This is a genomic window from Kosakonia sp. R1.Fl, from assembly GCF_023516815.1.
Taxonomy (GTDB): Bacteria; Pseudomonadota; Gammaproteobacteria; order Enterobacterales; family Enterobacteriaceae; genus Kosakonia.
On the sequence record NZ_JAMGSQ010000001.1, the window covers coordinates 1,783,662 to 1,808,917 of the forward strand.

General features: G+C 55.0%; 23 protein-coding genes. 12 read left to right on the forward strand and 11 right to left on the reverse strand.

The features are described from left to right. Nucleotides 1-69 precede the first annotated feature (69 nt). On the forward strand, nucleotides 70-999 hold the full coding sequence (locus M8Q36_RS08325; protein ID WP_249880569.1) for a DMT family transporter: 930 nt from the start codon (nucleotides 70-72) through the stop codon (nucleotides 997-999). Nucleotides 1,000-1,019: 20 nt separating this feature from the next. Here the strand turns inward: M8Q36_RS08325 and M8Q36_RS08330 are convergent, their stop codons facing one another. Then, nucleotides 1,020-1,670, reverse strand: coding sequence for a LysM-like peptidoglycan-binding domain-containing protein (locus M8Q36_RS08330; protein ID WP_249880570.1), 651 nt, complete (start codon nucleotides 1,668-1,670; stop codon nucleotides 1,020-1,022). Between the two features lie 263 nt (nucleotides 1,671-1,933). On the opposite strand from M8Q36_RS08330, the gene bamJ reads away from it, so the two are divergent. After that, nucleotides 1,934-2,554, forward strand: a complete 621-nt coding sequence (bamJ, locus tag M8Q36_RS08335; RefSeq protein ID WP_020456255.1) for a BamJ family beta-barrel-assembly machinery protein — start codon at nucleotides 1,934-1,936, stop codon at nucleotides 2,552-2,554. A 300-nt stretch (nucleotides 2,555-2,854) separates the two neighbouring features. Next, nucleotides 2,855-4,267, forward strand: a complete 1,413-nt coding sequence (gene cycA, locus M8Q36_RS08340) for a D-serine/D-alanine/glycine transporter (RefSeq protein ID WP_020456256.1) — start codon at nucleotides 2,855-2,857, stop codon at nucleotides 4,265-4,267. 61 nt (nucleotides 4,268-4,328) lie between these two features. On the opposite strand, the gene ytfE is transcribed toward cycA, so the two are convergent. Beyond that, the gene (gene ytfE, locus M8Q36_RS08345; RefSeq protein WP_249880571.1) at nucleotides 4,329-4,991 is read right to left on the reverse strand and encodes an iron-sulfur cluster repair protein YtfE; all 663 of its coding nucleotides are present in this window, start codon (nucleotides 4,989-4,991) and stop codon (nucleotides 4,329-4,331) included. A gap of 274 nt (nucleotides 4,992-5,265) precedes the next feature. On the opposite strand from ytfE, the gene M8Q36_RS08350 reads away from it, so the two are divergent. Beyond that, entirely contained in the window at nucleotides 5,266-6,921 is a 1,656-nt protein-coding gene (locus M8Q36_RS08350; protein WP_249880572.1) for a methyl-accepting chemotaxis protein, read from the forward strand. Nucleotides 6,922-7,103: 182 nt separating this feature from the next. Here the strand turns inward: M8Q36_RS08350 and M8Q36_RS08355 are convergent, their stop codons facing one another. The 3 genes from M8Q36_RS08355 to M8Q36_RS08365 all read right to left on the reverse strand — a co-directional run bounded on the left by M8Q36_RS08355 (nucleotide 7,104) and on the right by M8Q36_RS08365 (nucleotide 9,899). After that, nucleotides 7,104-8,069: a DMT family transporter gene (locus M8Q36_RS08355; RefSeq protein ID WP_174240612.1), complete on the reverse strand. Its 966-nt coding sequence runs from the start codon at nucleotides 8,067-8,069 to the stop codon at nucleotides 7,104-7,106. 75 nt (nucleotides 8,070-8,144) lie between these two features. Further along, entirely contained in the window at nucleotides 8,145-8,969 is an 825-nt protein-coding gene (locus M8Q36_RS08360; RefSeq protein WP_249882738.1) for an AraC family transcriptional regulator, read from the reverse strand. Nucleotides 8,970-9,050: 81 nt separating this feature from the next. Beyond that, nucleotides 9,051-9,899, reverse strand: a complete 849-nt coding sequence (locus M8Q36_RS08365) for an SDR family oxidoreductase (protein WP_249880573.1) — start codon at nucleotides 9,897-9,899, stop codon at nucleotides 9,051-9,053. 85 nt (nucleotides 9,900-9,984) lie between these two features. Between M8Q36_RS08365 and M8Q36_RS08370 the strand changes: the two genes are divergently transcribed. Beyond that, complete coding sequence (locus M8Q36_RS08370; protein ID WP_249880574.1) at nucleotides 9,985-10,395, forward strand: winged helix-turn-helix transcriptional regulator; 411 nt, start codon at nucleotides 9,985-9,987, stop codon at nucleotides 10,393-10,395. Here M8Q36_RS08370 and M8Q36_RS08375 read toward each other — a convergent pair whose 3' ends face one another. Then, nucleotides 10,396-12,339: a bifunctional 2',3'-cyclic-nucleotide 2'-phosphodiesterase/3'-nucleotidase gene (locus M8Q36_RS08375; protein ID WP_249880575.1), complete on the reverse strand. Its 1,944-nt coding sequence runs from the start codon at nucleotides 12,337-12,339 to the stop codon at nucleotides 10,396-10,398. It lies immediately after the preceding gene. A gap of 189 nt (nucleotides 12,340-12,528) precedes the next feature. Between M8Q36_RS08375 and cysQ the strand changes: the two genes are divergently transcribed. Next, nucleotides 12,529-13,269, forward strand: a complete 741-nt coding sequence (cysQ, locus tag M8Q36_RS08380; RefSeq protein ID WP_249880576.1) for a 3'(2'),5'-bisphosphate nucleotidase CysQ — start codon at nucleotides 12,529-12,531, stop codon at nucleotides 13,267-13,269. On the opposite strand, the gene M8Q36_RS08385 is transcribed toward cysQ, so the two are convergent. Continuing rightward, nucleotides 13,263-13,820 carry a YtfJ family protein gene (locus M8Q36_RS08385; RefSeq protein WP_017459133.1) on the reverse strand — a complete coding sequence of 186 codons (558 nt, stop codon included), beginning with the start codon at nucleotides 13,818-13,820 and terminating at the stop codon, nucleotides 13,263-13,265. The two genes, cysQ and M8Q36_RS08385, sit on opposite strands and share 7 nt — an antisense overlap. A 335-nt stretch (nucleotides 13,821-14,155) precedes the next feature. On the opposite strand from M8Q36_RS08385, the gene M8Q36_RS08390 reads away from it, so the two are divergent. Then, nucleotides 14,156-14,362 carry a DUF1107 domain-containing protein gene (locus M8Q36_RS08390; RefSeq protein WP_004857160.1) on the forward strand — a complete coding sequence of 69 codons (207 nt, stop codon included), beginning with the start codon at nucleotides 14,156-14,158 and terminating at the stop codon, nucleotides 14,360-14,362. A 74-nt stretch (nucleotides 14,363-14,436) separates the two neighbouring features. On the opposite strand, the gene paeA is transcribed toward M8Q36_RS08390, so the two are convergent. Beyond that, nucleotides 14,437-15,771: a polyamine export protein PaeA gene (gene paeA, locus M8Q36_RS08395; RefSeq protein ID WP_017459132.1), complete on the reverse strand. Its 1,335-nt coding sequence runs from the start codon at nucleotides 15,769-15,771 to the stop codon at nucleotides 14,437-14,439. Between the two features lie 182 nt (nucleotides 15,772-15,953). Continuing rightward, a complete protein-coding gene (gene msrA / locus M8Q36_RS08400) occupies nucleotides 15,954-16,598 on the reverse strand; it encodes a peptide-methionine (S)-S-oxide reductase MsrA (RefSeq protein ID WP_249880577.1) in 645 nt (214 codons plus the stop codon). A gap of 245 nt (nucleotides 16,599-16,843) precedes the next feature. Between msrA and tamA the strand changes: the two genes are divergently transcribed. The 4 genes from tamA to M8Q36_RS08420 all read left to right on the forward strand — a co-directional run bounded on the left by tamA (nucleotide 16,844) and on the right by M8Q36_RS08420 (nucleotide 23,219). Beyond that, nucleotides 16,844-18,577, forward strand: a complete 1,734-nt coding sequence (gene tamA / locus M8Q36_RS08405; RefSeq protein WP_200552143.1) for an autotransporter assembly complex protein TamA — start codon at nucleotides 16,844-16,846, stop codon at nucleotides 18,575-18,577. Continuing rightward, nucleotides 18,574-22,350, forward strand: a complete 3,777-nt coding sequence (tamB, locus tag M8Q36_RS08410) for an autotransporter assembly complex protein TamB (RefSeq protein ID WP_249880578.1) — start codon at nucleotides 18,574-18,576, stop codon at nucleotides 22,348-22,350. Before tamA ends, tamB begins: the two co-directional genes overlap by 4 nt. 2 nt (nucleotides 22,351-22,352) lie before the next feature. Then, nucleotides 22,353-22,703 (forward strand): gamma-glutamylcyclotransferase family protein, encoded by a 351-nt coding sequence (locus M8Q36_RS08415; RefSeq protein ID WP_020456270.1) that lies wholly within the window; start codon nucleotides 22,353-22,355, stop codon nucleotides 22,701-22,703. A 63-nt stretch (nucleotides 22,704-22,766) separates the two neighbouring features. Next, nucleotides 22,767-23,219, forward strand: a complete 453-nt coding sequence (locus M8Q36_RS08420; RefSeq protein WP_249880579.1) for a hypothetical protein — start codon at nucleotides 22,767-22,769, stop codon at nucleotides 23,217-23,219. A 143-nt stretch (nucleotides 23,220-23,362) separates the two neighbouring features. On the opposite strand, the gene ppa is transcribed toward M8Q36_RS08420, so the two are convergent. Beyond that, the gene (ppa, locus tag M8Q36_RS08425) at nucleotides 23,363-23,893 is read right to left on the reverse strand and encodes an inorganic diphosphatase (protein WP_023478348.1); all 531 of its coding nucleotides are present in this window, start codon (nucleotides 23,891-23,893) and stop codon (nucleotides 23,363-23,365) included. A gap of 85 nt (nucleotides 23,894-23,978) precedes the next feature. Next, nucleotides 23,979-24,176: a hypothetical protein gene (locus tag M8Q36_RS08430; protein WP_249880580.1), complete on the reverse strand. Its 198-nt coding sequence runs from the start codon at nucleotides 24,174-24,176 to the stop codon at nucleotides 23,979-23,981. A 116-nt stretch (nucleotides 24,177-24,292) separates the two neighbouring features. Here M8Q36_RS08430 and ytfQ point away from each other — a divergent pair, with 116 nt between their 5' ends. Then, complete coding sequence (gene ytfQ, locus M8Q36_RS08435; protein ID WP_017459125.1) at nucleotides 24,293-25,249, forward strand: galactofuranose ABC transporter substrate-binding protein YtfQ; 957 nt, start codon at nucleotides 24,293-24,295, stop codon at nucleotides 25,247-25,249. Nucleotides 25,250-25,256 lie beyond the last annotated feature (7 nt).

The window sequence follows — 25,256 nt, forward strand, 5'->3', positions numbered from 1 at the left end:
TGTTTAATCTCGCATTCTGACGCATCCTCAGGTAATAATTGAAACGCAATTTTATCTTTGAGATTTGTCATGGAAACCGCTCTGCACGCGTCCGTTTTTGCCCGCCGAAAGGTGGCTTACGCCTGCGCCACGCTCTGTTGTCTGCTCTGGGGTAGTTCCTACCCGGCCATTAAAAATGGCTACGAACTCTTTCACATCGCCACCGACGATATCCCGTCAAAGGTGGTATTTGCCGGTTACCGTTTCCTGTTTGCAGGCGTATTGCTGCTGCTGTTCGCCCTGGCGCAGCGTAAACCGATTGGCAGGTTATCGGCTACGCAGTTTGGGCAACTGACGGTGCTCGGGTTAACGCAAACGACTCTGCAATACACCTTCTTCTATATCGGTCTTGCTTATACCACTGGCGTAAACGGGTCGATCATGAATGCGACCGGCACCTTCTTTAGCGTGCTGTTGGCGCATTTCATCTATCAAAACGACAAGCTCAGCTACAACAAAAGCCTCGGCTGCATTCTGGGCTTTGCCGGCGTCATGCTGGTGAACTTCCACAGCGGTATGCGTGACTTTGTTTTTGTCTGGAACGGCGACGGTTTCATTGTGCTGGCGGCGTTTATCCTTTCTGCCGCCACGCTGTATGGCAAACGCATTTCCCAGACAGTAGATCCCACGGTGATGACCGGCTGGCAGTTGGCTATCGGCGGCGTTGCGCTGCTGATTGGCGGCTATCTGTCGGGGGGAACGCTGGAGGTGCATAGCCTCAGCGCAGTGGCAATTCTCGGCTATCTTACGCTTTTGTCGTCGGTGGCGTTCGCTCTGTGGAGCATGCTGTTGAAAGTGAATCGCGTGAGTATGATTGCGCCGTTCAATTTCGTGATACCGGTTGCCGGTACGGTGCTCTCCGCCATTTTCCTCGGTGAAAATATTCTTGATATCAAATACGCGGTCGCACTGGTGCTGGTCTGCTCAGGGATCTGGTGGGTCAATAAACGAGCCGGGTAACGTGTACCCGGCACAGTAGATTAACGCGCGCGGATAAAGCTGCCGTCCGGCTGGCGGGTAAACAACACCGGCTGGCCGCCGGTCTCGATGGTCAGCCCTGTTACTACGCCGTTGGCGTTCTGGCGAATTTTCACCATCTGGCCGCTTTGCAGGGTGCTCAGCGGTTTACCGTCACCTTCCACTTTGGCCATCGCATAGACATCGGTTGGCGGCAGATTGTGATCGCGAAACAGTTGCGCCAGCGTTTTCCCCTCTTCAACGCGGTAAGCGCGCCACTGCTGCTCGATACCGCTGGAAGAGGGCAGCGTGTTCTGCGCTACATGCTGGCGCGGTTGCTGTTGCTCGACGGGTTCTTGCTGTTGCATGGACGCTTCCGCACTCGGCGCGGTCTGCTGCGGCTCGCTCACCACCTGCGGCGGTGTGGGTTCCGTTGTGGAAGGTTGCGACTGTGAAGCGGTGGGAAGATTGAGTTGCGCTTCGCGAGCACCGGTTGGCGCTGTGGAACGGTTGCTGTCGTCCGTTGACGGTAACAGAAAACCGATAACCACCAGCAAAGCCGCGAGGATCAGGCCGCGACGGTGCAATGGCGGGAGCGGATCCATCAGGCGAAAATGGTCCGGGGCTTGCCAGATTTTCACCAGGGTAGGTTTCAGTTCAAATCGCCCGGGCATGGCTTTCCTCCTGCTCCGCGTCATTTAGTGTCCTGTCTCGTTGAGTATATACACTTTATCCCGCCACCGCGGCGTACGCCGTTTTTAACTGCCTGAAAGTCGACAAAAAGCTGCATTTTGTGAGCGCAATTCGGGATAAATCTTACTTGCTGTATTCTTTCCCTTTCCCTGCGATTTGTCATCTTTCCTGCGACAAAGTTTTACCCGGTGCAGCGCGGCTGTTATGCTGCGCGCTACCTTAAAAAGCGATGAAAGGAAAATCCATGACAACCCCAACTTTTGACACGATCGAAGCGCAAGCCAGCTACGGCATTGGTTTGCAGGTAGGACAGCAGCTGAGCGAATCCGGGTTAGAGGGGCTGTTACCGGAAGCGCTGGTCGCAGGCATCGCTGATGCACTGGAAGGCAAACAACCCGCTGTTCCGGTAGATGTTGTTCACCGCGCGCTGCGTGAAATCCACGAGCGTGCCGACGCTGTGCGTCGTTCCCGTTTCGAAGAGATGGCGGCGGAAGGCGTGAAATATCTGGAAGAAAACCGCGAGCGTGAAGGCGTGAACAGCACCGAATCCGGTCTGCAATTCCGCGTTATCACCCAGGGCGAAGGCGCTATCCCGGCGCGTACTGACCGCGTACGTGTGCACTACACCGGTAAACTGATTGACGGCAGCGTGTTCGACAGCTCCGTTGCACGCGGCGAACCGGCTGAATTCCCGGTTAACGGCGTGATTGCTGGCTGGATCGAAGCCCTGACACTGATGCCGGTGGGTTCCAAATGGGAACTGACGATTCCGCACAACCTCGCATACGGCGAGCGCGGCGCTGGCGCGTCTATTCCGCCGTTCAGCACGCTGGTATTTGAAGTGGAACTGCTGGAAATTCTGTAATTCCCCGCATGAATGCCTCTTCCCGTCAGGGAAGGGGCTACACCTACTGCGCTGATCGTTTGTTAATAAAACCAATGCCAACAGATTATCTTGCAAATGGCGCAATCAGGTGTATTTTTGTGAGCTATTTCGCGTTACCTGAGTGATATGACACTCACTTTAAACAAATATTTAACATTGTTTTTAATTCCGAGTATTCATCCCGCCGATTCTTACCTAATATCTTTGCGTCCATACAAGGGTGGAACACGCAACTAAAAAAGGCCAGTAGAGCCCCAACAACACAGACAGGAATACAACATGGTAGATCAGGTTAAAGTCGTGGCCGACGAACAGGCGTCGACTGAACAGTCGCTACGGCGAAATCTCACAAACCGGCATATTCAACTCATCGCCATTGGCGGCGCCATCGGGACCGGGCTGTTTATGGGCTCCGGGAAAACCATCAGCCTCGCCGGTCCGTCGATCATTTTTGTCTATATGATCATCGGCTTTATGCTGTTTTTCGTCATGCGCGCCATGGGTGAATTACTGCTGTCGAATCTCGAATACAAATCCTTTAGCGACTTCGCCGCCGACCTGTTAGGGCCATGGGCGGGGTATTTTACCGGCTGGACATACTGGTTTTGCTGGGTAGTGACCGGTATGGCCGATGTCGTCGCCATCACGGCTTACGCGCAGTTCTGGTTCCCCGGTCTTGCCGATTGGGTAGCGGCGCTGGCCGTTGTCGTCGTGCTGCTGAGCCTCAATCTCGCGACGGTAAAAATGTTCGGCGAGATGGAATTCTGGTTTGCGATGATCAAAATCGTCGCCATTGTCGCGCTGATCATCGTGGGGGTAGTGATGGTGCTGATGCACTTTAAATCCCCGACCGGCGTTGAAGCCTCCTTCTCGCATCTGTGGAATGATGGCGGCTGGTTCCCGAAAGGTATCAGCGGGTTCTTTGCCGGTTTCCAGATTGCGGTATTTGCCTTTGTCGGCATTGAACTGGTCGGTACGACCGCTGCAGAAACTAAAGATCCGGAGAAATCCCTGCCGCGCGCCATCAACTCGATCCCGGTGCGCATCATTATGTTCTACGTTTTCGCGCTGATTGTGATCATGTCGGTGACACCGTGGAGTTCCGTGGTGGCGGATAAGAGCCCGTTTGTTGAGTTGTTCGTGCTGGTAGGGATTCCGGCGGCGGCGAGCATTATCAACTTCGTAGTGCTGACATCGGCGGCGTCTTCTGCCAACAGCGGCGTCTTCTCCACCAGCCGGATGCTGTTCGGCCTGGCGCAGGATGGCGTGGCGCCGAAAGCGTTCGCTAAGCTCTCTAAACGCGCGGTACCGGCGAAAGGGCTGACCTTCTCCTGTATCTGCCTGCTGGGCGGTGTGGTGATGTTGTACGTGAACCCAAGCGCGATTGCTGCGTTCACCATGATCACTACCGTATCAGCGATCCTGTTTATGTTCGTCTGGACGATCATCCTCTGCTCGTATCTGGTGTACCGTAAGCAGCGCCCGCAGTTGCATGAAAAGTCGAACTACAAAATGCCGCTGGGCAAACTGATGTGCTGGGTGTGCATGGCGTTCTTCGTCTTTGTACTGGTGCTGCTGACGCTGGAAGCGGATACCCGCCAGGCGCTGATCGTGACGCCGTTGTGGTTTGTGGTGCTGGGCGCGGGCTGGCTGTACGCGGGCAAAAAGCGTCTGGCTAACCGCCAGCCATAAAAAAAGAGCCGCGCGGCGGCTCTAAACTTCCATGAATCAGGGCGCTCTCGGGCGCCTTTATTTATTCGCCAGCGAGGGCACGCGGGAACAGATTATTGTTTTCCAGGCTGATGTGTTCCATCAGATCGTCAATCAAGGTATTGATGCCGTTATACATCGCTTTCCAGGTGGTGCAGGCTTCCGGCGGCGGGGTGACGTTATTGGTAATGTGTTTGATCACTTCCAGCAGTTCGCCCGCTTCATCATGCTCGCTCTCCATTACGCTTATCGGCCCCATTGCCTGTGAACCCATGCCCTGTTTGATCATCGGGAACAGGATCTGCTCCTCTTTCATCATGTGGCTGGAAAGCTCTTCATGCAGCATGGTCAGGTATTTGGTTAAGCCGTGCGGCACGTTCGGTTTATCGGCGTGGACGCGCTCGACTTTGGTGGCCTGCAGGATCAGTTCCGGCAGTTGTTCGCGGTGACGGTCATGGTAACGCACGATAATGTGGTCAATGATTTCCGCCAGCCCCGCCACTCGCCAGTCTTTCTCAATCGGCTGCCCGGCAAGCGTCGCCAGCTCGGCTTCGATGACGTCAATATCCAGCTCTTTGCGGGCCGCAGAACGTCCCAGCGTCTGCTTACCGCCGCAGCAGTAATCCATATCATATTTACGGAACAGTGCGGAGGCGCGGGGGATAGAGAGCGCCAGCTCACCCAGGGGTTGATCGCGGAAAGCCATAGCAGTTACCTCATGTGTAATTTATAAGTTGTATATTAAATGCATCTTTAAGCCGATGATATACCCCTTTTGGGGTGGCGCAAATCGCCTTATTCCTTTCTTACACGAAAAAACTGTGATATCCATCACAAAAAATCTTACGAATTTAACATGTTGAATACCGGTGTTTTTATTGGAAATTACTGGATTGCGACCTGCATCACAATTAAACAACTCCGCTTCGCTGCCGATACCAAGACTCCAGACAATATCCTGCACGCTATAAAGGCTTACAATGTTTAAAAGAATAAAAGTTATTACTTTATTAATCATGGTTTTACTGGTGCTTGGTGCAATGCAGCTGATCTCCGCTGGCGTGTTCATCAGTGCGCTTAATAACGATAAAAACAACTTCAACGTTTCCCAGGTTTCCAGCCAGAACGTTTCCGAATTTACCGATGCCTGGATCAGCCTCAACCAGGCGCGTGTGACGCTGAACCGCGGCATGCTGCGTCTACAAAGCAGCACTGCCAGCCAGATTAATGGCGGTCAGCTTAATGAACTGGCGCAAACGGCCACCAACTTGCTGAACCAGGCGCAACAGCATTTCGAGAAGTACAAAACCATTCCGGACACGCCAGGGCTGGATAAAGCGCTGTCGAAAGATCTGGAAACGCAATACGGCATCTACCATGCGACACTGACAGAGATGAACCGCCTGCTGCTCGCCGGGAATCTGGAAGATATGTTCCGCCAGAACGCCGAAGCGAAACAGGTTGCCATGCAGAAGAGCTATCGCGCGTGGCGCGATGCGCAAACCGTACTGGCGAGTGAAGGGATCGTCCAGAATGAACGCGATTACCAGCGTATTCTGTGGATCCTCGGCACCGTGATGCTGGTCGTGCTGGCGGTGATCGTTATGAGCTGGGTTGCGATGCAGCGCGTTCTGCTGAAGCCGTTGCATGAGGTGATGAGCCATATCCGCCACATCGCAAGCGGCGATTTGACGCATGACATTGATGCCGAAGGCAAAAACGAAATGGCGCTGCTGGCGCAGAATGTGCAGGAAATGCAGCAGTCGCTGGTGAAAACCGTCAGCGTAGTGCGCGACGGCGCCGATACCATTTACACCGGCGCGGGTGAAATTTCCGCCGGCAGTAACGATCTCTCTTCACGCACCGAGCAGCAAGCCGCGTCGCTGGAAGAGACCGCCGCCAGCATGGAGCAGCTCACCGCCACGGTGAAACAGAATGCCGACAACGCCCGTCAGGCAACGCAACTGGCGCTGAACGCGTCCGGTACCGCGAAGAAAGGTGGGGAAGTGGTAGATGGCGTGGTGCGCACCATGGATGAGATTGCCACCAGTTCCAGCAAAATTGCGCAGATCACCAACGTGATTGACGGTATCGCCTTCCAGACCAACATCCTGGCGCTGAACGCCGCCGTTGAAGCGGCGCGCGCGGGCGAACAGGGCCGAGGCTTTGCCGTGGTGGCGGGTGAAGTGCGTACCCTGGCGCAGCGCAGTGCGCAGGCAGCAAAAGAGATTAAAGGGCTGATTGAAGACTCCGGTAATCGTGTCAATGCGGGTGCCGCCCTGGTGCATGAAGCCGGGGAAACCATGGCTGAAATCGTCAGCGCCGTCACGCGCGTGACCGACATCATGGGCGAAATCTCGTCTGCGTCTGACGAGCAGAGTCGTGGTATCGATCAGGTAGGCCAGGCCGTTGCCGAGATGGACCGCGTTACCCAGCAGAACGCCTCGCTGGTAGAAGAGTCTGCGGCTGCCGCTGCAGCACTGGAAGAGCAGGCCGCGCGCTTGACTGAAACCGTGGCGGTATTCAAGGTCAACCGTACGCGCAGCGCACGCCGTCCGGCGTTAGTCACGCCAGTCAGCAAACCGCAGGCCAAAGCGACGGAAAGCTTCAGCGAAGCCAACTGGGAAACGTTCTGATAACGGTTGCGTCGCTCTCCCGAAACCCGGCATATGCCGGGTTTTTTATGCCCATTGAAAATCACAAGCGGGGGAGGCACAGAGTGGCTATGCCTGATTGTGTGGCATTCACTCTTACCGAACGGGCCGACGCCTGATTTTCACGCCGCATGTCGGCGAGAAAGCACTACGAATGCGGCTGTTTATTCGGTCCTCAGTGCGGTGATGCTGGCTTTTTCCGGCTTCGACAGTACCGCCATCAACACGCCGCCGACCAGCAAGACAATACCGCAGACGGTGAGCAGCGGCGGCAGGCTTTGGCGCAGCACAAAGGTATAGAGCAGTCCGGCCAGGGTTTCAAAGACAATCAACGGGCCGACAATCACCGTCGGTAAGCGCTGGCTGGCAATGTTCCAGCACAACGCGCCCACCCACGAGCAGAGCACCGCAATGGTGAACATCAGCGTAATAAACACCAGCGGACGCGGGCCGAAGGGCAGGGTGAAATCCGGTTGCTGAACACCAAGCCACAGGCACGCCGCAATATAGCCCACCAGTGACACCGGTAGCGTCACCAGCGCTTGTGCCGTGGCCCACATCATCGGGTTTTTGTCCGGGTTTTCCCGCAGCCAGCGGGCATTGCGCAGCGCATACCAGGCCCAACAGGCGACCGAGGTGAAAGCCAGCACAATACCGGAACCGTAGCGCCAGCCGCTGAAATTCGGCAGCCCGTGGCGCAGCTCGGCGATATTGACGCAGCCTAACCCAAGCGCAATGCAGAGTAGCGCGGGAGCCAGCCGCCGCCATGCGAGTTTGCCGTCACGCTGGCTATAGAGCAGGTTAGCGCACACCGGGATCACCACCGGCAGCGTGGCGATAATCATCGTCGACACCGGCGCGCCCGTACGCTGAATGGCGCTTGCCAGGCAGACGTAATAGACAAGGTTGCCCATGATCGTCAGCCATAAGGCTGTGAACCAATCGCTGCGCGTAAGTTGGCGCAAACGCGCGCGACCGAGCCACGCCAGTGGCAGGGCAATAATCCCCAGCGCCAGATAGCGCCCGGTGGATTGCAGCGCTGCCGGATAATCCGGCACGATCAACGGCCCGACAAAAATAAGCCCCCAAAATAGCCCGGCGAGCAGGGCATACAACACACCACTAATCATTATTCCACCTGCGTTTACATCGGCAGCGGACAGTGTAGGAGAGCGACGGGCGGGAATATTGTATGAGATTGCGCATTAACGGCGCGTAACCTGCTTTTGGTAACGCACCGGCGTGATGCCGTAGCGGTGTGTAAACGCGCGGGTGAGGTGTGATTGATCGGTGAGGCCGGTAACGGCGGCGACATCGGCGGCGGGCATGCCCTGAGTCAGAAACGATTTGGCGCGCCACAGGCGGATCGCCATCAGCATCTGGTGCGGAGTGACATGAAAATGCGCCTTGAACTGGCGTTGAAAATGGTACGGGCTGAGCGCCGCGACTTTCGCCAGCTCGTCGAGCGTCAGGCTGTGCATATAGTTGTCATGCAGGTAATCGCGCACGCGCGCAAACCGGTGCGCGCCTTCCGGACGCTGCGGCGCGTGGTGCGCCAGCGGGCGGAAGGTATCGATGAGATCCAGCAAAATCCCCTGTTGCGCCAGCGGATCGTCGGTGTGCCACAAGCCATGGATCTGTGCGCAGATCTGCCGGGTGCGCAGCGGATCGTGACGCATGACATCGCGAAACCACCAGTGGCGGATCCCGGTCACTTCTTCCAGCAGATCTGGCTCAAGGTAAACCATGCGATAGCGCCAGCCGTCGGCGGTTTCCGCCTCGCCGGTGTGCAGCTCGTCAGGGTTCATGGTGACCACGGAATGCATCGGCGCGACATACTGCGTACCGCGATAACGAAAGCGTTCGGCACCGGCTTCGATAGCGCCAATACCAAACGCTTCATGAGTGTGCGGCTCAAAGGCGTAACGCGAAATATGCGCGTGGTACAGCTCCACCCCCGGCAGTAACGCCAGGTGGCGAAAGCGCGCGCAATCTCGCTCGTCAGTAAACTGTTCGGGTACGCCTTCCACGGTCTCTCTCCACACGGGTCATCCCTTCATTATTAGGGATGACCCGGCGGGAGGCTACAAAAATTAACCACTTTGTAACCTTTACAGGAGGTCGTTGACGCTCTTTTCAATCGACGTGGTCGGGCGTCCAATCAATTTGCTGAGCGTTTTACTGTCATCAAACAGGCCACCTTTGGCGGCACCCGCATCGGAATCCGCCAGCATGGTGGCGAGCCAGTCCGGCAGGCCAGCACCTTTCAGCGCGGCGGCGAAATCGGCTTCGCTCAGGTTCTGGTAGACCACGTTTTTACCGCTGGCTTTGCTGAGCAGCGCGGCCAGTTCAGTGAGCGTCCAGCCGTGATCACCGGCCAGTTCATACACTTTGCCCGCATGCCCTTCTTCGCTTATTACGCGCGCGGCGGCGGCTGCGTAATCAGCGCGGGTAGCAGAGGCGATTTTGCCGTCACCGGCGGCGCCAATAAATACCCCGTGCGCCAGCGCCGCTGGTGCGCTTGCCAGGTAGTTTTCGCTATACCAGCCGTTACGCAGCAGGGTGTAAGGAATACCGGAATCGGCGAGCATGTTCTCGGTTTCAACGTGTTCAACGTGCAGGCCAAGCGGGGATTTATCCGCGTGCAGCAGGCTGGTGTAAGCAATGAATTTCACCCCGGCGGCTTTGGCGGCGTTTATCACATTGCGGTGTTGCGCGGCGCGCTGGCCGACTTCGCTACTGGAGATCAGCAGCAGCTTGTTCACGCCTGCTAACGCCTGGGTTAACGCGGCCTGGTCGCCATAATCGGCCTGGCGCACCAGTACGCCTTGTTTGCTGAGCGCTTCGGCTTTCGCCGGGTTACGAACGATAGCGACAATTTCTTTTGCCGCCACGGTTTTCAGCAGTGCTTCTACCACAAACTGGCCCAGTTGGCCGGTCGCGCCGGTGAGTGCGATCATGAGTATTCTCCTTCGGTGTTCGGTGAGTGTTGTGGTACGCTAACACCTTCACTAACTTTTAGTAAGTACGTACAAAAAGGTAAGTATGAAAACGCAATCCCGACCGCAAACATTGAGTGAACAAATGCGCGACGGCAATCTGTTCGCCGAGCAGTGTCCCTCGCGGGATGTTCTGAAACACGTCACCAGCCGCTGGGGCGTGCTGATTCTGGTGGCGCTACGCGAGGGCACTCACCGTTTTAGCGATTTGCGCCGCAAAATGGGCGGCGTCAGTGAAAAGATGCTGGCGCAGAGTCTGCAATGGCTGGAGCAGGATGGTTTTATTAACCGCGTGTCGTATCCCGTCGTTCCGCCGCATGTTGAATATAGCCTGACCCCGCTGGGTGAGCAGGTCAGCGAGAAGGTCGCGGCGCTTGCCGACTGGATCGAGCTGAATATCGAGCAGGTACTGGCCTTCCGCGATGAACGGGAAGGCCAGCAGGCGTTGGTTGAATAATTATTTGTTTAGCTGGATGTTATAGATAGCAAAGCCGATATCGTCATTGGCGACTTTCGCCATCGGGTAGCGAGCTTTCTCTTTGATAAACGCGGCGGCTTTGTCCGTGGGTGCGGTTTCAAAACGAATATCCAGCTTCGCGTCGCTGTGGATCGGTGCCAGTTGCCAGTTGTTGTCGGCAGCCGGATGGATTTCCCCTTTCTGTTTGGTTTCATCGCTTATCCATTTCGCCAGCACCGCGCGGTTTTCATCCGGCGAGGCAAAAGCGATATGGCTGTCGCCCGTACCGGCAAACTTGCCGCCGTAGGCGCGGTAGTTATTGGTCGCCACAAGGAACACGGCGTTCGGATCAATCGGCTTGCCGTTAAAGGTCAGATTCTTAATGCGTTCCGCCTGCGGGTTAACGCTCTGGCATTCGCCGTCGTAGCGCGCCGGTTGCGTGACATCAATCTGGTAGTTCACACCATCGATCACATCGAAGTTATAGGTGCGGAAACCGTCCCAGTTGATCAGGCTTTGTGGCTTGTCGCTGTGCGGATCGATCTGGTTAAACTGACCGGCGGAGCACTCCAGCCACTCTTTTACCTCTTTACCGGTCGCTTTCACTACCACCAGCGTGTTCGGGTAGAGGTACAAATCGGCGGCATTGCGGAAGGTTAACTGGCCTTTTTCCACTTCGACATAACTGGCGGGATCGTTTTTGCGACCACCCACTTTAAACGGCGCGGCAGCGGAAAGCACCGGCAGTTTCGCCAGATCCGGATCGCCCTGAATAAAGTGTTCGACATAGGCTTTCTGCGCATTGTTCACCACCTGCACGGTCGGATCGTCCTGCACCAGCGCCAGGTAGCTGTACATGTTGTCGGCAGATTTGCCGATCGGTTTGCTGACAAACTCGCGGGTGGCGTCGTGATCGTGTTTCAGGATCTGCACCAGCTTGCTGTCCTCGCCAACGAGGGCTTTTTTCGCCGCCGCGTCATAAATCGGGCGCGCTTCGGCTTTGGATTCGCGCACCTGCCATTTGCCAGAATCATTGTTCAGCACCAGATCGACCACGCCAAGATGATCGCCCCACATGCCCGGCATCACGGACGGAATACCGTTCAACGTTCCTTTCTGGATATCCGCGCCTTTTATCGCCGCGAAATCTTTACCCGGGAAAACAGCGTGAGCGTGACCAAACAGGATCGCATCAACGCCTGGCACTTCGCTGAGGTAATAAACGGAGTTTTCCGCCATCGCCTGGTACGGCTCGGCCGACAGCCCGGAGTGTGCGACCACGACCACCAGATCGGCCCCTTTGTCGCGCATTTCCGGCACATATTTACGCGCGGTTTCGGTGATGTCGTTCACCGTCACTTTGCCGCTCAGGTTGGCTTTATCCCAGACCATGATTTGCGGCGGCACAAAGCCGATATAACCGATGCGCAGCGTGTGCGTTTTGCCTTCGCTGTCGGTGACCGGCGTCTCTTTGATTAAGTAAGGCGTGAACAGCGGCTTTTTGCTTTTCGCGTCGATGATATTGGCGTTCACATACGGGAATTTTGCGCCAGCCAGCGCCTTGTGCAGGTAATCCAGACCGTAGTTAAATTCGTGGTTGCCCAGGTTGCCGATGGCGTAATCAAGGGTGTTCATCGCTTTATACACCGGGTGAACCTCCCCAGCTTTCAGCCCTTTCGCCGCCATATAATCGCCCAACGGGCTGCCCTGGATTAAGTCGCCATTATCCACCAGCACGCTGTTTTTGACTTCATTTCGCGCGGCGTTAATCAGGCTTGCGGTGCGCACCAGGCCGAATTTTTCCGTCGCCGTGTCTTTGTAGTAATCAAAATCCATCATGTTGCTATGCAAATCAGTGGTTTCCAGAATACGTAAATCCACCGTTGCAGCCTGCACGCTGGCCGCAATCAGCGTGGCCAGAAGCGTTGCACTAAACTTAATCATCAGAGGCATCCTTTTTCGATCTAAGCCACAAAAGAAAGTGTTATGTACATTTTGTTGCTTACAGAATTGTGAATACTGCCATAAAAGCGCGCAAAGAAAACGCAATCGCTATCACAGATGGCAGATTCCGCCGCAATACGATATAAGTAAAACAATGAGTTACAAACCACTGAACAGAAGAGGTGGAAAATGTTAGATGCAATTTGCCAGCTCGCGCGCGAAGCGGGCGATGCCATTATGCAGGTTTACGATGGGCATAAGCCGATGGAGGTCACCAGTAAAGTGGATGACTCACCGGTGACGGCTGCCGATATTGCCGCACACGGGGTGATTGTGCGCGGTTTACAGGCGTTGACGCCGGACATTCCGGTGCTGTCAGAAGAAGATCCGCCCTCCTGGGAAGTTCGCCAGACATGGGGACGTTACTGGCTGGTGGATCCGCTGGACGGCACCAAAGAGTTCATCAAGCGTAACGGCGAGTTTACCGTCAATATCGCCCTGATTGAGAACGGAAAACCGGTGCTTGGCGTGGTTTACGCACCGGTACTGAAAGTGATGTATTCCGCCGCAGAAGGGAAAGCGTGGAAAGACGAAGCGGGGCATCATCAACAGATTCAGGTACGCGATGCGCGTCCGCCGCTGGTAGTGGTGAGCCGCTCACATGCGGACGATGAACTGAAAGAGTATTTACAGCATCTTGGTGAACACCAGACCACCGCCATTGGCTCTTCGCTGAAGTTTTGCCTGGTGGCAGAAGGCAAAGCGCAGCTTTACCCGCGCTTTGGGCCAACCAGCGTCTGGGACACGGCGGCAGGCCATGCTGTGGCGGTCGCCGCCGGGGCACATGTTCACGACTGGCAGGGGCGCACACTGGATTACACCCCGCGTGAATCCTTCCTTAATCCCGGCTTTCGGGTTTCGCTCTACTGATTAAGCAACTTGTGTAGCAGGTCAATGACTTGCTGCACCTCTTGCTGGCTCAGCCCGCCATCTTTTGCGTACTGTACGCGCCCGTCTTTATCCAGCACCACAATCGCCGAGCTCTCCTCGTCCAGCTTCCAGGCTTTGCGCGTCACGCCTTCGCTATCCACAATAAATTGTGACCACGGATAGAGCTTCTTATTGCTTTCGATACTGCTGCGCACAAACATCGCGCTACCGGGAATGGCGTCATCGGTGTTAACGATGGTGGTGGTTTGGTATTTATCGTGCGGCAGCTTTGCGGATTTGATCGCTTCAATCAGCGCGGCATTCTTCTCTTTTGCCGAGGTTCGACCAGCAATATGCTGCACCACTCGCACTTTGCCTGGAAGTTGAGCGCTATTCCATTTTTTATAGCTAAACTTATCGTTATCCAGTATCAACTCCCCTCTGTCGGCTATGCCCACAGGCGGCACGCGTTGGTTGTTTTCAAAGTTGTGGGCTGAAGCAACCAGCGGCAGTAACAGGCATGTCGCTGCCAGGATGTTACGTAGGGTCATGGCGTTTCCTTATTATCTCTTGTGTTTGTGCAGGTGATCCGACCACTTGGGCTCGCGTTTTAATCATAAATGCGATCAATGCGTTTTTCCCGCAATCTGGATGCCAGTTTGCGGGTGAACGCACATAACCGTGAAAAAATGTGGGCTTATACTGCGCAGAGTAAGGTGTTGAAAAGAATATTCTGAATAATTGTCATCAAAAGGTAAATAAAGTTATTCACACTATGTATGGGTTAGGTTCTGAACTATAGTCATTGAGCATTAAAATTTGCGCTCACCTACGTTGGTCCGATTGTGGAACCGCAAGAGCGTAATGTTTCACAGGAGATACAAGAATGAAAATTTTCCAGCGTTACAACCCACTTCAGGTGGCTAAGTACGTAAAAATCCTGTTTCGTGGACGGTTGTATATCAAGGACGTTGGCGCTTTCGAGTTCGATAAGGGCAAAATCCTGATCCCGAAAGTGAAAGACAAACAGCATTTGTCTGTTATGTCTGAAGTTAACCGTCAGGTGCTGCGTTTGCAGACCGAGATGGCTTAACAGCTGTGCTATGCAGTAGTTTAAATACGATAAAAAAACGGCCCCAAAGGGGCCGTTGACATTTCTGCGACAGATTACGCCGCGCCTTTACCTTCGGCGTCCGGCAGCTTCGGCGTCAACACCGCAGCGCGGGTGTCGATACGGGTCACCAGCAACTGATCGATGCGGTAGTTATCAATGTCCACCACTTCGAATTTGTAGCCGGAAAACTTCACCGCATCGGTGCGTTTCGGGATTTTACGCAGCATAAACATCATAAAGCCGCCGATGGTTTCGTAGTTACCGGACTGCGGGAATTCATCGATATCCAGTACGCGCATCACGTCATCAATCGGTGTGCCGCCGTCAATCAGCCACGAGTTTTCATCACGTGCGACGATCATCTCTTCCACCTGACCGACCAGATCGCCCATCAACGTCGTCATTACATCGTTAAGGGTGATAACGCCCACCACCAGCGCGTATTCGTTCATGATCACCGCGAAGTCTTCGCCCGCGGTTTTGAAACTTTCCAGCGCTTCAGAGAGCGTTAACGTATCCGGAACAATCAACGTATTGCGGATCTGCACGCCGCTATTCAGCGCCATGCTCTGGTTTGCCAGTACGCGGTTGAGCAGATCTTTGGAATCGACATAGCCGACAATGTGGTCGATATCATCGTTACAGACCAGAAACTTCGAGTGCGGATGTTCCGACACTTTCTTTTTCAGGCTCTGTTCATCTTCATGTAGATCAAACCAAATGACGTTTTCGCGCGAGGTCATGGATGACGGCACGGTGCGCGATTCCAGTTCAAACACGTTCTCAATCAGTTCGTGCTCCTGCTTACGCAACACCCCGGCTAACGCACCGGCTTCCACCACCGCGTAAATATCGTCAGAAGTGATGTCATCTTTACGCGCCATCGGCAGTTTGAAAATGCGGAAAATGACGTTGGCCAGGCCGTTGAAAAACCAGACCAGCGGGCGGAAAACAAATAAGCAGAAGCGCATCGGGTTGATGATACGCAAAGCCACGGCTTCAGGCGCAATCATACCGATGCGTTTCGGGGTGAGATCGGCAAACAGGATGAACAACCCGGTCACCAGCGAGAAAGAGATAATAAAGCTAAGTTGTTCGGCAAGCTCCGGTGAAACGACATTGATCAGCAGGCCGTGAAAAACGGGGGAAAATGCCGCGTCGCCGACGATACCGCCAAGAATGGCAACGGCGTTAAGACCGATTTGCACCACCGTAAAGAACATACCAGGCGTTTCCTGCATTTTTAAAATGCGTTGCGCGTTGATATTGCCTTCATCGGCCAGCAGTTTGAGCTTAATTTTTCGCGATGCGGCGAGTGAGATCTCGGACAACGAGAAAAACGCACTTACCGCGATCAGACAGAGTATGACTAAGATACTGTTTAACATAATTTATCCAGCTATTAACCGGATCCTCGGAAGGGGTTTTTGAATATCCATGTGGTAAACACTAATGAAAGCCGGCCCGAAGCGGTGGACCGGCAATTTCGAGGGGTAGTATAGCGTAAGCCTGTCGCAGGCTGCCAGAGGCTTAATTTGCGCCGTTTTTCGGCGATAAAACCCGTGATTTTTTAAGGGTTAAGCTGCGGTGGCAAACAAACGCCAATGCCACCGATACCGCAGTAGCCGTGCGGGTTTTTATACAAATATTGCTGATGCTCATCTTCCGCGTAATAGAACGGTGTCGCAGGTTTAATTTCCGTGGTCACCTGGCGCGCGTCGCCTGCGCTGCGCATCGCTTGCTGGAAGCGCGCAAGGCTGGCTTGTGCGGCGTCGCTTTGCTCTGGCGTCAGCGGGTAAATCCCGGAACGATACTGGGTGCCAGAATCATTGCCCTGGCGCATGCCCTGCGCCGGATCGTGGTTTTCCCAGAAAACCTGCAGCAGTTTTTCATAACTCACCACGTTCGGGTCGTATACCACACGCACCGCTTCCGCGTGGCCGGTCAGACCGGAGCAGACTTCGCGGTAGGTCGGGTTCGGCGTGTAGCCGCCGGTATAGCCAGCAGCCGTGCTATAAACTCCGTCTAACTGCCAGAACAGGCGTTCCACGCCCCAGAAACAGCCCATGGCGAACAGGGCGATCTCCATCCCTTCCGGAACATGACTCATTGAATGCTCGTTAACAGCATGTAAACTGGCAACGGGCATTGGTGTATTGCGTCCGGGCAATGCATCTGATTGGGAAACAAGCTCTTTTTTATCGAACAGACTCACGGTGATACCTCCCGGAGGGGCTAATTGCGGTTAGGGTTGTGTTGCGGCCTGTGTTTTAACACAATAAACGCCATAAATCAGACTAGATTTAAACATAAGAAATTTTGGGGTAGTCGTCTGTTTTTCAACCTGTGTTAACGGGTTTTTATCGACTTGTGTTCTGTCGTAAGGCAAAACCTGGCTCAGCGCGGAGCTGCGCTTACGTTTCCTTCCAGGGGTGGGAACAAGGATATTCAGGAGAGAACGTGCCAAAGATCCGTCTGTTATGTTTTGCCGCTTTACTGCTGGTGGGCGAAACGGCTTTCGCCGCCAATGTGCGATTGCAGCTGGAGGGGCTAACCGGGGAGCTGCAAAAAAACGTGCGCGCCCAGTTGTCCACCATTGAAAGTGATGAAGTGACCCCGGACCGCCGTTTTCAGGCGCGCGTGGATGACGCCATCCGCGAAGGGTTAAAAGCCTTAGGCTACTACGAACCCACCATTGATTTCGAACTGCGGCCGCCGCCGGCGAAAGGGCGTCAGGTGCTGATTGCGCGCGTGCAGGCCGGTGAACCGGTGCGCATTGGCGGCAATAGCGTGATCCTGCGTGGTGGCGCGCGTACGGACAGTGATTACCTCGACTTACTCAAAAAACGCCCCGCTATCGGCACGGTGTTGCACCATAACGATTACGACAATTTCAAAAAATCGCTCACCAGCGTGGCGCTGCGTAAAGGCTACTTCGACAGTCAGTTCCTTAAAAGCCAGCTTGGCATTGCCCTTGAGCGCCGCCAGGCGTTCTGGGATATCGATTATGACAGCGGTCAGCGTTACCGCTTTGGTACGGTGACGTTTGAAGGCTCGCAAATCCGCGACGAATACCTGCAAAACCTGGTGCCCTTCCACGAAGGGGATTATTACCAGACGCAGGATCTGGCAGAGCTAAACCGCCGCCTGTCAGCCACCGGCTGGTTTAATTCGGTCGTTGTCGCGCCAGAGTTTGATAAAGCGCGTAAAACCAAAGTGTTGCCGCTTAAAGGTGTGGTGTCACCGCGCACGGAAAATACCATTGAAACCGGGGTGGGCTACTCGACCGACGTCGGGCCGCGCGTCAAAGCAACATGGAAAAAGCCGTGGATGAACTCCTACGGTCACAGCCTGACCACCAGCACCAGTATCTCCGCGCCGGAACAGCAGCTCGATTTCAGTTACAAGATGCCGCTGCTGAAAAACCCGCTTGAACAATATTACCTGGTGCAGGGCGGCTTTAAGCGTACCGATCTGAACGATACCGAAGCGGATTCCACCACGCTCGCGCTGTCGCGCTACTGGGATCTCTCCAGCGGCTGGCAGCGCGCTATTAACCTGCGCTGGAGCCTCGATCACTTTACCCAGGCGAACGTGACCAACACCACTATGCTGCTTTACCCTGGCGTGATGATCAGCCGTACCCGCTCGCGCGGCGGCCTGATGCCAACCTGGGGGGATTCGCAGCGCTACTCGGTAGACTATTCGAATACCGCCTGGGGATCGGATGTCGACTTCCTGGTATTGCAGGCGCAAAACGTCTGGATCCGCACCCTTTACGATCGCCACCGTTTTGTGGCGCGCGGCAATCTGGGTTGGATCGAAACCGGCGATTTTGATCGCGTACCGCCGGATCTGCGCTTCTTCGCCGGGGGCGATCGCAGTATTCGCGGCTACAAATACAAATCTATCGCGCCTAAAAATGACAGCGGCAAGCTGATTGGTGCCTCCAAACTGGCGACCGGTTCACTGGAGTATCAGTACAACGTCACCGGTAAATGGTGGGGCGCGGCGTTTGTCGATAGCGGCGAAGCGGTGAGCGATATCCGCCGCAGTAATGTGAAAACCGGCGCGGGTGTTGGCGTGCGCTGGGAGTCGCCGGTCGGGCCTATCAAGCTCGATTTCGCCGTACCGGTCGGCGATAAAGAAGAACACGGATTACAGTTTTACATCGGGTTGGGGCCGGAATTATGAGTTTATGGAAGAAAATCAGCCTCGGCGTCCTGGTGTTTATCCTGCTGGTGCTGGGCACCGTGGTCTTTCTGGTGGGCACTACCAGCGGGCTGCATCTGTTATTTAACGCGGCCAACCGCTGGGTGCCGGGGCTGGAAATTAGCCAGGTGACCGGCGGCTGGCGCGATCTGACGTTAAAAAATATCCGTTTTACCCAGCCGGGCGTGGCGGTGAACGCGGGCGAAGTACACCTGGCGGTGAAGCTCGGCTGCCTGCGTGACAGCAGCCTGTGCGTGAACTATCTGTCGTTGAAAGATATCAATGTCGTTATCGACAGCAAAAAAATGCCGCCCGCCGCACCGGTAAAAGAGGAAGAGAGCGGGCCGCTGAACCTTTCTACGCCATACCCGATAACGCTTAGCCGGGTGGCGCTCAACAATGTAAATATCAAGATCGACGACACTACCGTCTCGGTAATGGATTTCACCACCGGTCTGAACTGGCAGGAGAAAAACCTGACGTTGAAACCGACATCGCTACAAGGGCTGCTGATTGCGCTGCCGAAAGTGGCCGATGTGGCGCAAAAAGAGGTCGTTGAACCGAAAATCCAGAACCCGCAGCCGCAGGAAAAACCGCTCGGCGAAACCCTAAAAGCGCTGTTTGAAAAGCCGCTGCTGCCGGAAATGACCGATGTTCACCTGCCGCTCAATCTCAACATTGAAGCGTTTCGCGGCGAACAACTGCGTCTTACCGGCGATACCGACATTCTGGTGCGCAGCCTGTTGCTGAAAGTGAGCAGTATCGACGGGCAGATGAAGCTCGACGCGCTGGATGTGGATTCTAATCAGGGCCAGGTGCGCGCCACCGGTAGCGCCCAGTTGCGCGATACCTTGCCGGTGGATATTACGCTCAATACCACGCTGAATATCGATCCGCTGAAAGGCGAGAAAGTGAAACTGAAAGTCGGCGGCGAAATGCGTAAGCAACTCGAGGTTGGCGTCAATCTCTCCGGGCCGGTCGACATGGATCTGCGGGCGCAAACGCAACTGGCCGAAGCCGGTTTGCCGCTGGATCTGCAGATAACCAGCAAGCAGCTTTACTGGCCGTTTAGCGGGGAAAAACAGTACCAGGCCGATGACCTGAATCTGAAACTCACCGGCAAAATGACCGACTATACGCTGGCGTTTCGCACGGCGGTGAAAGGCCAGGATCTACCGCCTGCGACCATTACGCTTGATGGTAAGGGCAACGAACAGCAACTAAACCTCGATAAACTGGTGATTGCGGCGCTGGAAGGCAAAACCGAATTAAAAGCGCTGCTCGACTGGCAACAAGCGATTAGCTGGCGCGGTGAATTAACGCTGAAAGATATCGATACCGCAAAAGCCTTCCCGGAGTGGCCGTCAAAACTGAATGGCCTGATCAAAACGCGCGGCAGCCTGTATGGCGGCAGCTGGCAAATGGAGGTGCCGGAGCTGAAACTGAGCGGCAACGTGAAGCAGAACAAGGTCAACGTTGACGGGCAGCTAAAAGGCAACAGCTATTTGCAGTGGACGATCCCCGGCCTGCACCTGGAACTGGGAAAAAACAGCGCCGATATTAAAGGCGAGCTGGGGGTTAAAGATCTCAACCTTGATGCCACGATTGATGCGCCGGGGCTGAATAATGCACTGCCAGGGCTAGGCGGCACGGCGAAAGGGCTGGTGAAAATTCGCGGTACGGTGGATGCGCCGCAGGCGCTGGCGGATATTACCGCCAATAACCTGCGCTGGCAGGAACTTTCTGTAGCTCGCGTGCGCGTGGAAGGCGATGTGAAATCCAGCGACCAGATTGGCGGCAAACTGAACGTGCGCGTGGAACGCATTGCCCAGCCTGGCGTGAACCTGAGCCTGGTGACCCTGGCGGCGGAGGGCAATGAGCAACAGCATAAACTCCAGTTGCGCGTGCAGGGCGAGCCGGTTTCCGGCCAGCTTAATCTGGCAGGCAGTTTTGACCGCGAGCAACAGCACTGGAAAGGGACACTGAGCGATACGCGCTTTGCCACGCCGGTTGGGCCGTGGTCGATTAACCGCCCGGTAACGCTGGATTACCGCAATCAGGAGCAGAAAATCGCTATCGGCCCGCACTGCTGGCTGAACCCGAACGCCGAACTCTGCATTCCGCAAACCATCGATGCAGGCGCAGAAGGGCGCGCGGTCGTGAACCTGAACCGCTTCGACCTGGCGATGCTGAAGCCCTTTATGCCGGAAACCACGCAAGCAAGCGGCGTGTTCAGCGGTAAAGCGGATGTCAGCTGGGACACCACCAAAGCGGGGCTACCACAGGGGGAAGTGACGCTCTCCGGGCGCGGCGTGAAAGTGACGCAGGTGGTGAACGACGCGCCGCTGCCGCTCGCGTTTGATACCCTCAATCTCAACGCAAAACTGCGCGATAACCGGGCCGATCTCGGCTGGTTGATCCGCCTGACCAATAACGGCCAGTTCGATGGCCAGGTGCAGGTAACCGATCCGCAAGGGCGGCGTAATCTGGGCGGCAACGTGAATATTCGCAACTTCTCGCTGGCGATGGCGAATGCCATTTTCAGCCGGGGCGAGAAAGCGGCAGGTACGTTGAATGCCAGTTTACGTCTTGGCGGCAACGTGCAAAGCCCGCAGCTCTTCGGGCAACTGGGGCTGAACGGGCTGGACATTGACGGCAACTTTATGCCGTTTGATATGCAACCCAGCCAGCTGGCGATGAATTTCAACGGCATGAGTTCGACCTTGCAGGGCGTGGTGCGTACCGGGCAGGGGCAGATCAACCTGAGCGGCGATGCCGACTGGAGCCAGATTGATAACTGGCGCGCGCGCGTGGCGGCGAAAGGCAGCAAAGTGCGCATTACCGTGCCGCCGATGGTGCGCCTGGATGTCTCGCCGGATGTGGTATTCGAAGCGACGCCAAGCCTGTTTACGCTGGATGGCAACGTGGATGTGCCGTGGGCGCGCATTGTGGTGCATGACTTACCGGAAAGCGCGGTCGGCGTCTCCAGTGATGAAGTGATGCTGAATAACGACTTGCAGCCTGAGCAGCCAAAAAGCGCGTCGATTCCGATCAACAGCAACCTGACGGTGCATGTCGGCAACAACGTGCGGCTCGATGCATTCGGCCTGAAAGCGCGGCTGACGGGCGATCTGAAAGTGGCGCAGGATAAGCAGGGGCTGGGCCTGAACGGGCAGATCAACATCCCGGAAGGGCGTTTCCATGCTTACGGCCAGGATTTGCTGGTGCGCAAAGGCGAGCTGCTGTTCTCCGGGCCGCCGGATCAACCGATGCTGAATATCGAAGCGATTCGTAACCCGGAATCGACAGAAAACGATGTGATTGCCGGGGTTCGCGTCACCGGCACCGCCGATGAGCCGAAAGCGGAGATCTTCTCCGATCCGGCGATGTCGCAACAAGAAGCGCTCTCGTACCTGCTTCGTGGCCAGGGGCTGGAGAGCGAACAGAGCGACAGTGCGGCGATGACATCGATGCTGATTGGCTTAGGGGTTGCACAAAGTGGTCAGGTTGTGGGTAAAATCGGCGAGACTTTTGGCGTCAGCAATCTGGCGCTGGACACCCAGGGCGTCGGCGACTCCTCGCAGGTGGTGGTCAGCGGCTATGTGCTACCGGGTCTACAAGTAAAATATGGTGTAGGAATTTTTGACTCACTGGCGACTCTCACGTTACGTTATCGCCTGATGCCTAAGCTGTATCTTGAAGCGGTGTCTGGCGTAGATCAGGCACTAGATTTGCTCTATCAGTTTGAGTTTTAGCAATGCGAATATTTGTCTACGGCAGTTTACGACGCAAGCAGGGCAACAGCCACTGGATGACCAATGCTCAGTGGCTGGGGGACTTTTGTGTCGAAAATCATCAGCTGTATAGTCTGGGGCACTATCCCGGCGCAGTAGCCGGTGAAGGAAGCGTCAAGGGCGAAGTTTATCGCATCGACGCAGCAACGCTCGGTGAGCTGGACGCTCTGCGCACCGCGGGCGGTGAGTATAAACGCCAGTTGATCCAGACGCCTTATGGCAGCGCCTGGATGTATGTTTACCAGCGTTCGGTTGAGGGAAAAACCTTGATCGAGAGCGGTAACTGGCTCGACCGCGAGCAGTACCAGAAGTAATCACGCTTAGAGAACCGCGCCGCTGGCGCGGTTTTTCTTTGCAGCAGAATAAGGACGAGAAACATGTTACGTAAGACAGCCTGGGTAGTTGCCGCAGCGCTGCTGCTGGCGGGTCTGTTTAGTTTTGGCTACCTCACTTATTACCCTTTCCTCCACTTTTTCTGGGGGCGTGCCGGGCTGGTAACGACCTCTGTTTCCGCCGCTATGCTGGCGACGCTGATTAACGGTCTGCTGTTCGCTTTTTCTGGCTTGCTGATACTGGTTTTGATGCTACGACAAAATGCCCGGCAGCGTTTTTCCGCGCAGCGGATTGTGGTAAGAAGCCTGGGGGCGGCTCTGGGTAACGTGGCGCTGTTTAGCCTGCTTGTCGCCGGGCATAAATTCCTGCTGGCACCGCAAATACCGCCAGGTGTGAGCGTGAATATCACTCATGACTATTTCCACCCGGAGCGGGTGCTGAGCACGGTTATTGTGCTGGCGTTCTCTGCCTGGCGGCATAAAGCACGGCCAGCGTAAAAGTGCCAACGCGCGCTCTGCTTATCCGCTCTCTGCCATTTCGTCGCCTGGATCAGGAGTCACTAACCCGACAGCTCACAAAACCAGGGCGAAAAAAAGCCCCGGTCGCATTACGCGCACCGGGGCTTTTTTCACTAAAAGGATTACTTCTTCGCTGCGCGCTCGAAAGAGGCAACGATTTCTGCTTTAGCAGCTTCAGCGTTGTCCCAGCCGTCTACTTTCACCCATTTGCCTTTTTCGAGATCTTTGTAGTGCTCGAAGAAGTGAGTGATCTGCGCTTTCAGCAGTTCCGGCAGGTCGTTCACATCTTTAATGTGATCGTACTCTTTGCTCAGTTTGGTGTGCGGTACGGCAACCAGTTTGGCATCTTCACCAGACTCGTCGGTCATTTTCAGCACGCCAACCGGACGGCAGCGGATCACAGAGCCTGGCTCCAGCGGGTACGGCGTCGGCACCAGTACGTCTACCGGGTCACCATCCAGCGAAAGGGTGTGGTTGATATAACCGTAGTTGCACGGATAGAACATCGCGGTGGACATGAAACGGTCTACGAACAGCGCGCCGCTCTCTTTGTCGACTTCGTATTTGATCGGGTCAGCGTTAGCCGGAATTTCGATAACAACGTAGATATCTTCTGGCAGATCTTTACCCGCCGGGACGTTCAGTAAGCTCATGTTTGTTTCCTTTAAAATGTGTGGCAAACAAGTGCCGGGTATTATAGCCAACTGGCGGTGAATGTCTTGGGCTGTTTTAACTTCCTCACACTTTTTCAGACGCTTTCTGACACCCATTTTTGACCGTTTTATCCATAACCATAGCAGCATCATCAATAAATTTGTGTAACCGATTACAGCGAAATTTCGTTCTAATCCATACGTAGTAAATTTCTGCAATTTCAATGGATAAATGAGGTGAATTAAAACCGCGCTTTTCGCGCGCCAGATCGCAACTGGTCATCAACAATTCATTCACTTTTCCGATTTGTGATGTAACGCATTCTGTTACATCCTCGATTGTCTATAGTTTTCCCGCAGGTGAAGTTGTAGCCAACAATAACCCTCGAGGATGCTCTTATGTGGAAGCGCTTACTTCTTGTCACAGCAGTTTCGGCAGCCATGTCGTCTATGGCAATGGCCGCCCCGTTAACCGTAGGATTTTCGCAGGTCGGATCTGAATCCGGCTGGCGAGCCGCTGAAACCAACGTCGCTAAAAGCGAAGCCAGCAAGCGCGGCATTACGCTGAAGATTGCTGACGCCCAGCAGAAGCAGGAAAACCAAATCAAAGCGGTACGCTCGTTCATCGCCCAGGGTGTTGACGCCATCTTTATCGCGCCGGTGGTGGCAACAGGCTGGGAGCCGGTGTTGAAAGAAGCCAAAGACGCCAAAATCCCGGTGTTCTTGCTCGACCGCTCCATCGATGTCAAAGACAAATCGCTCTACATGACCACGGTGACCGCCGACAACATTCTTGAAGGCAAGCTGATTGGTGACTGGCTGGTGAAAACGGTCGATGGCAAACCGTGTAACGTTGTTGAGCTGCAAGGCACCGTGGGTGCGAGCGTGGCGATCGACCGTAAGAAAGGGTTTGCTGAAGCCATTTCGAAAGCCTCTAACATCAAAATTATCCGTTCTCAGTCTGGCGACTTTACCCGCAGTAAAGGTAAAGAGGTGATGGAGAGCTTTATCAAGGCGGAAAACAACGGCAAAAACATCTGCATGGTTTACGCCCACAACGATGACATGGCGATCGGCGCTATTCAGGCCATCAAAGAAGCGGGTCTGAAACCGGGTAAAGACATTCTCACTGGTTCTATTGACGGTGTACCGGATATCTACAAAGCGATGATCGACGGCGAAGCGAATGCCAGCGTTGAGCTGACGCCAAATATGGCAGGCCCGGCGTTCGACGCGCTGGAGAAATACAAAAAAGATGGCACCATGCCGCCGAAGTTGACCATTACCAAATCGACGCTCTATCTGCCGGATACGGCGAAAGAGGAGTTAGAGAAAAAGAAAAACATGGGTTACTGAGTCGCAA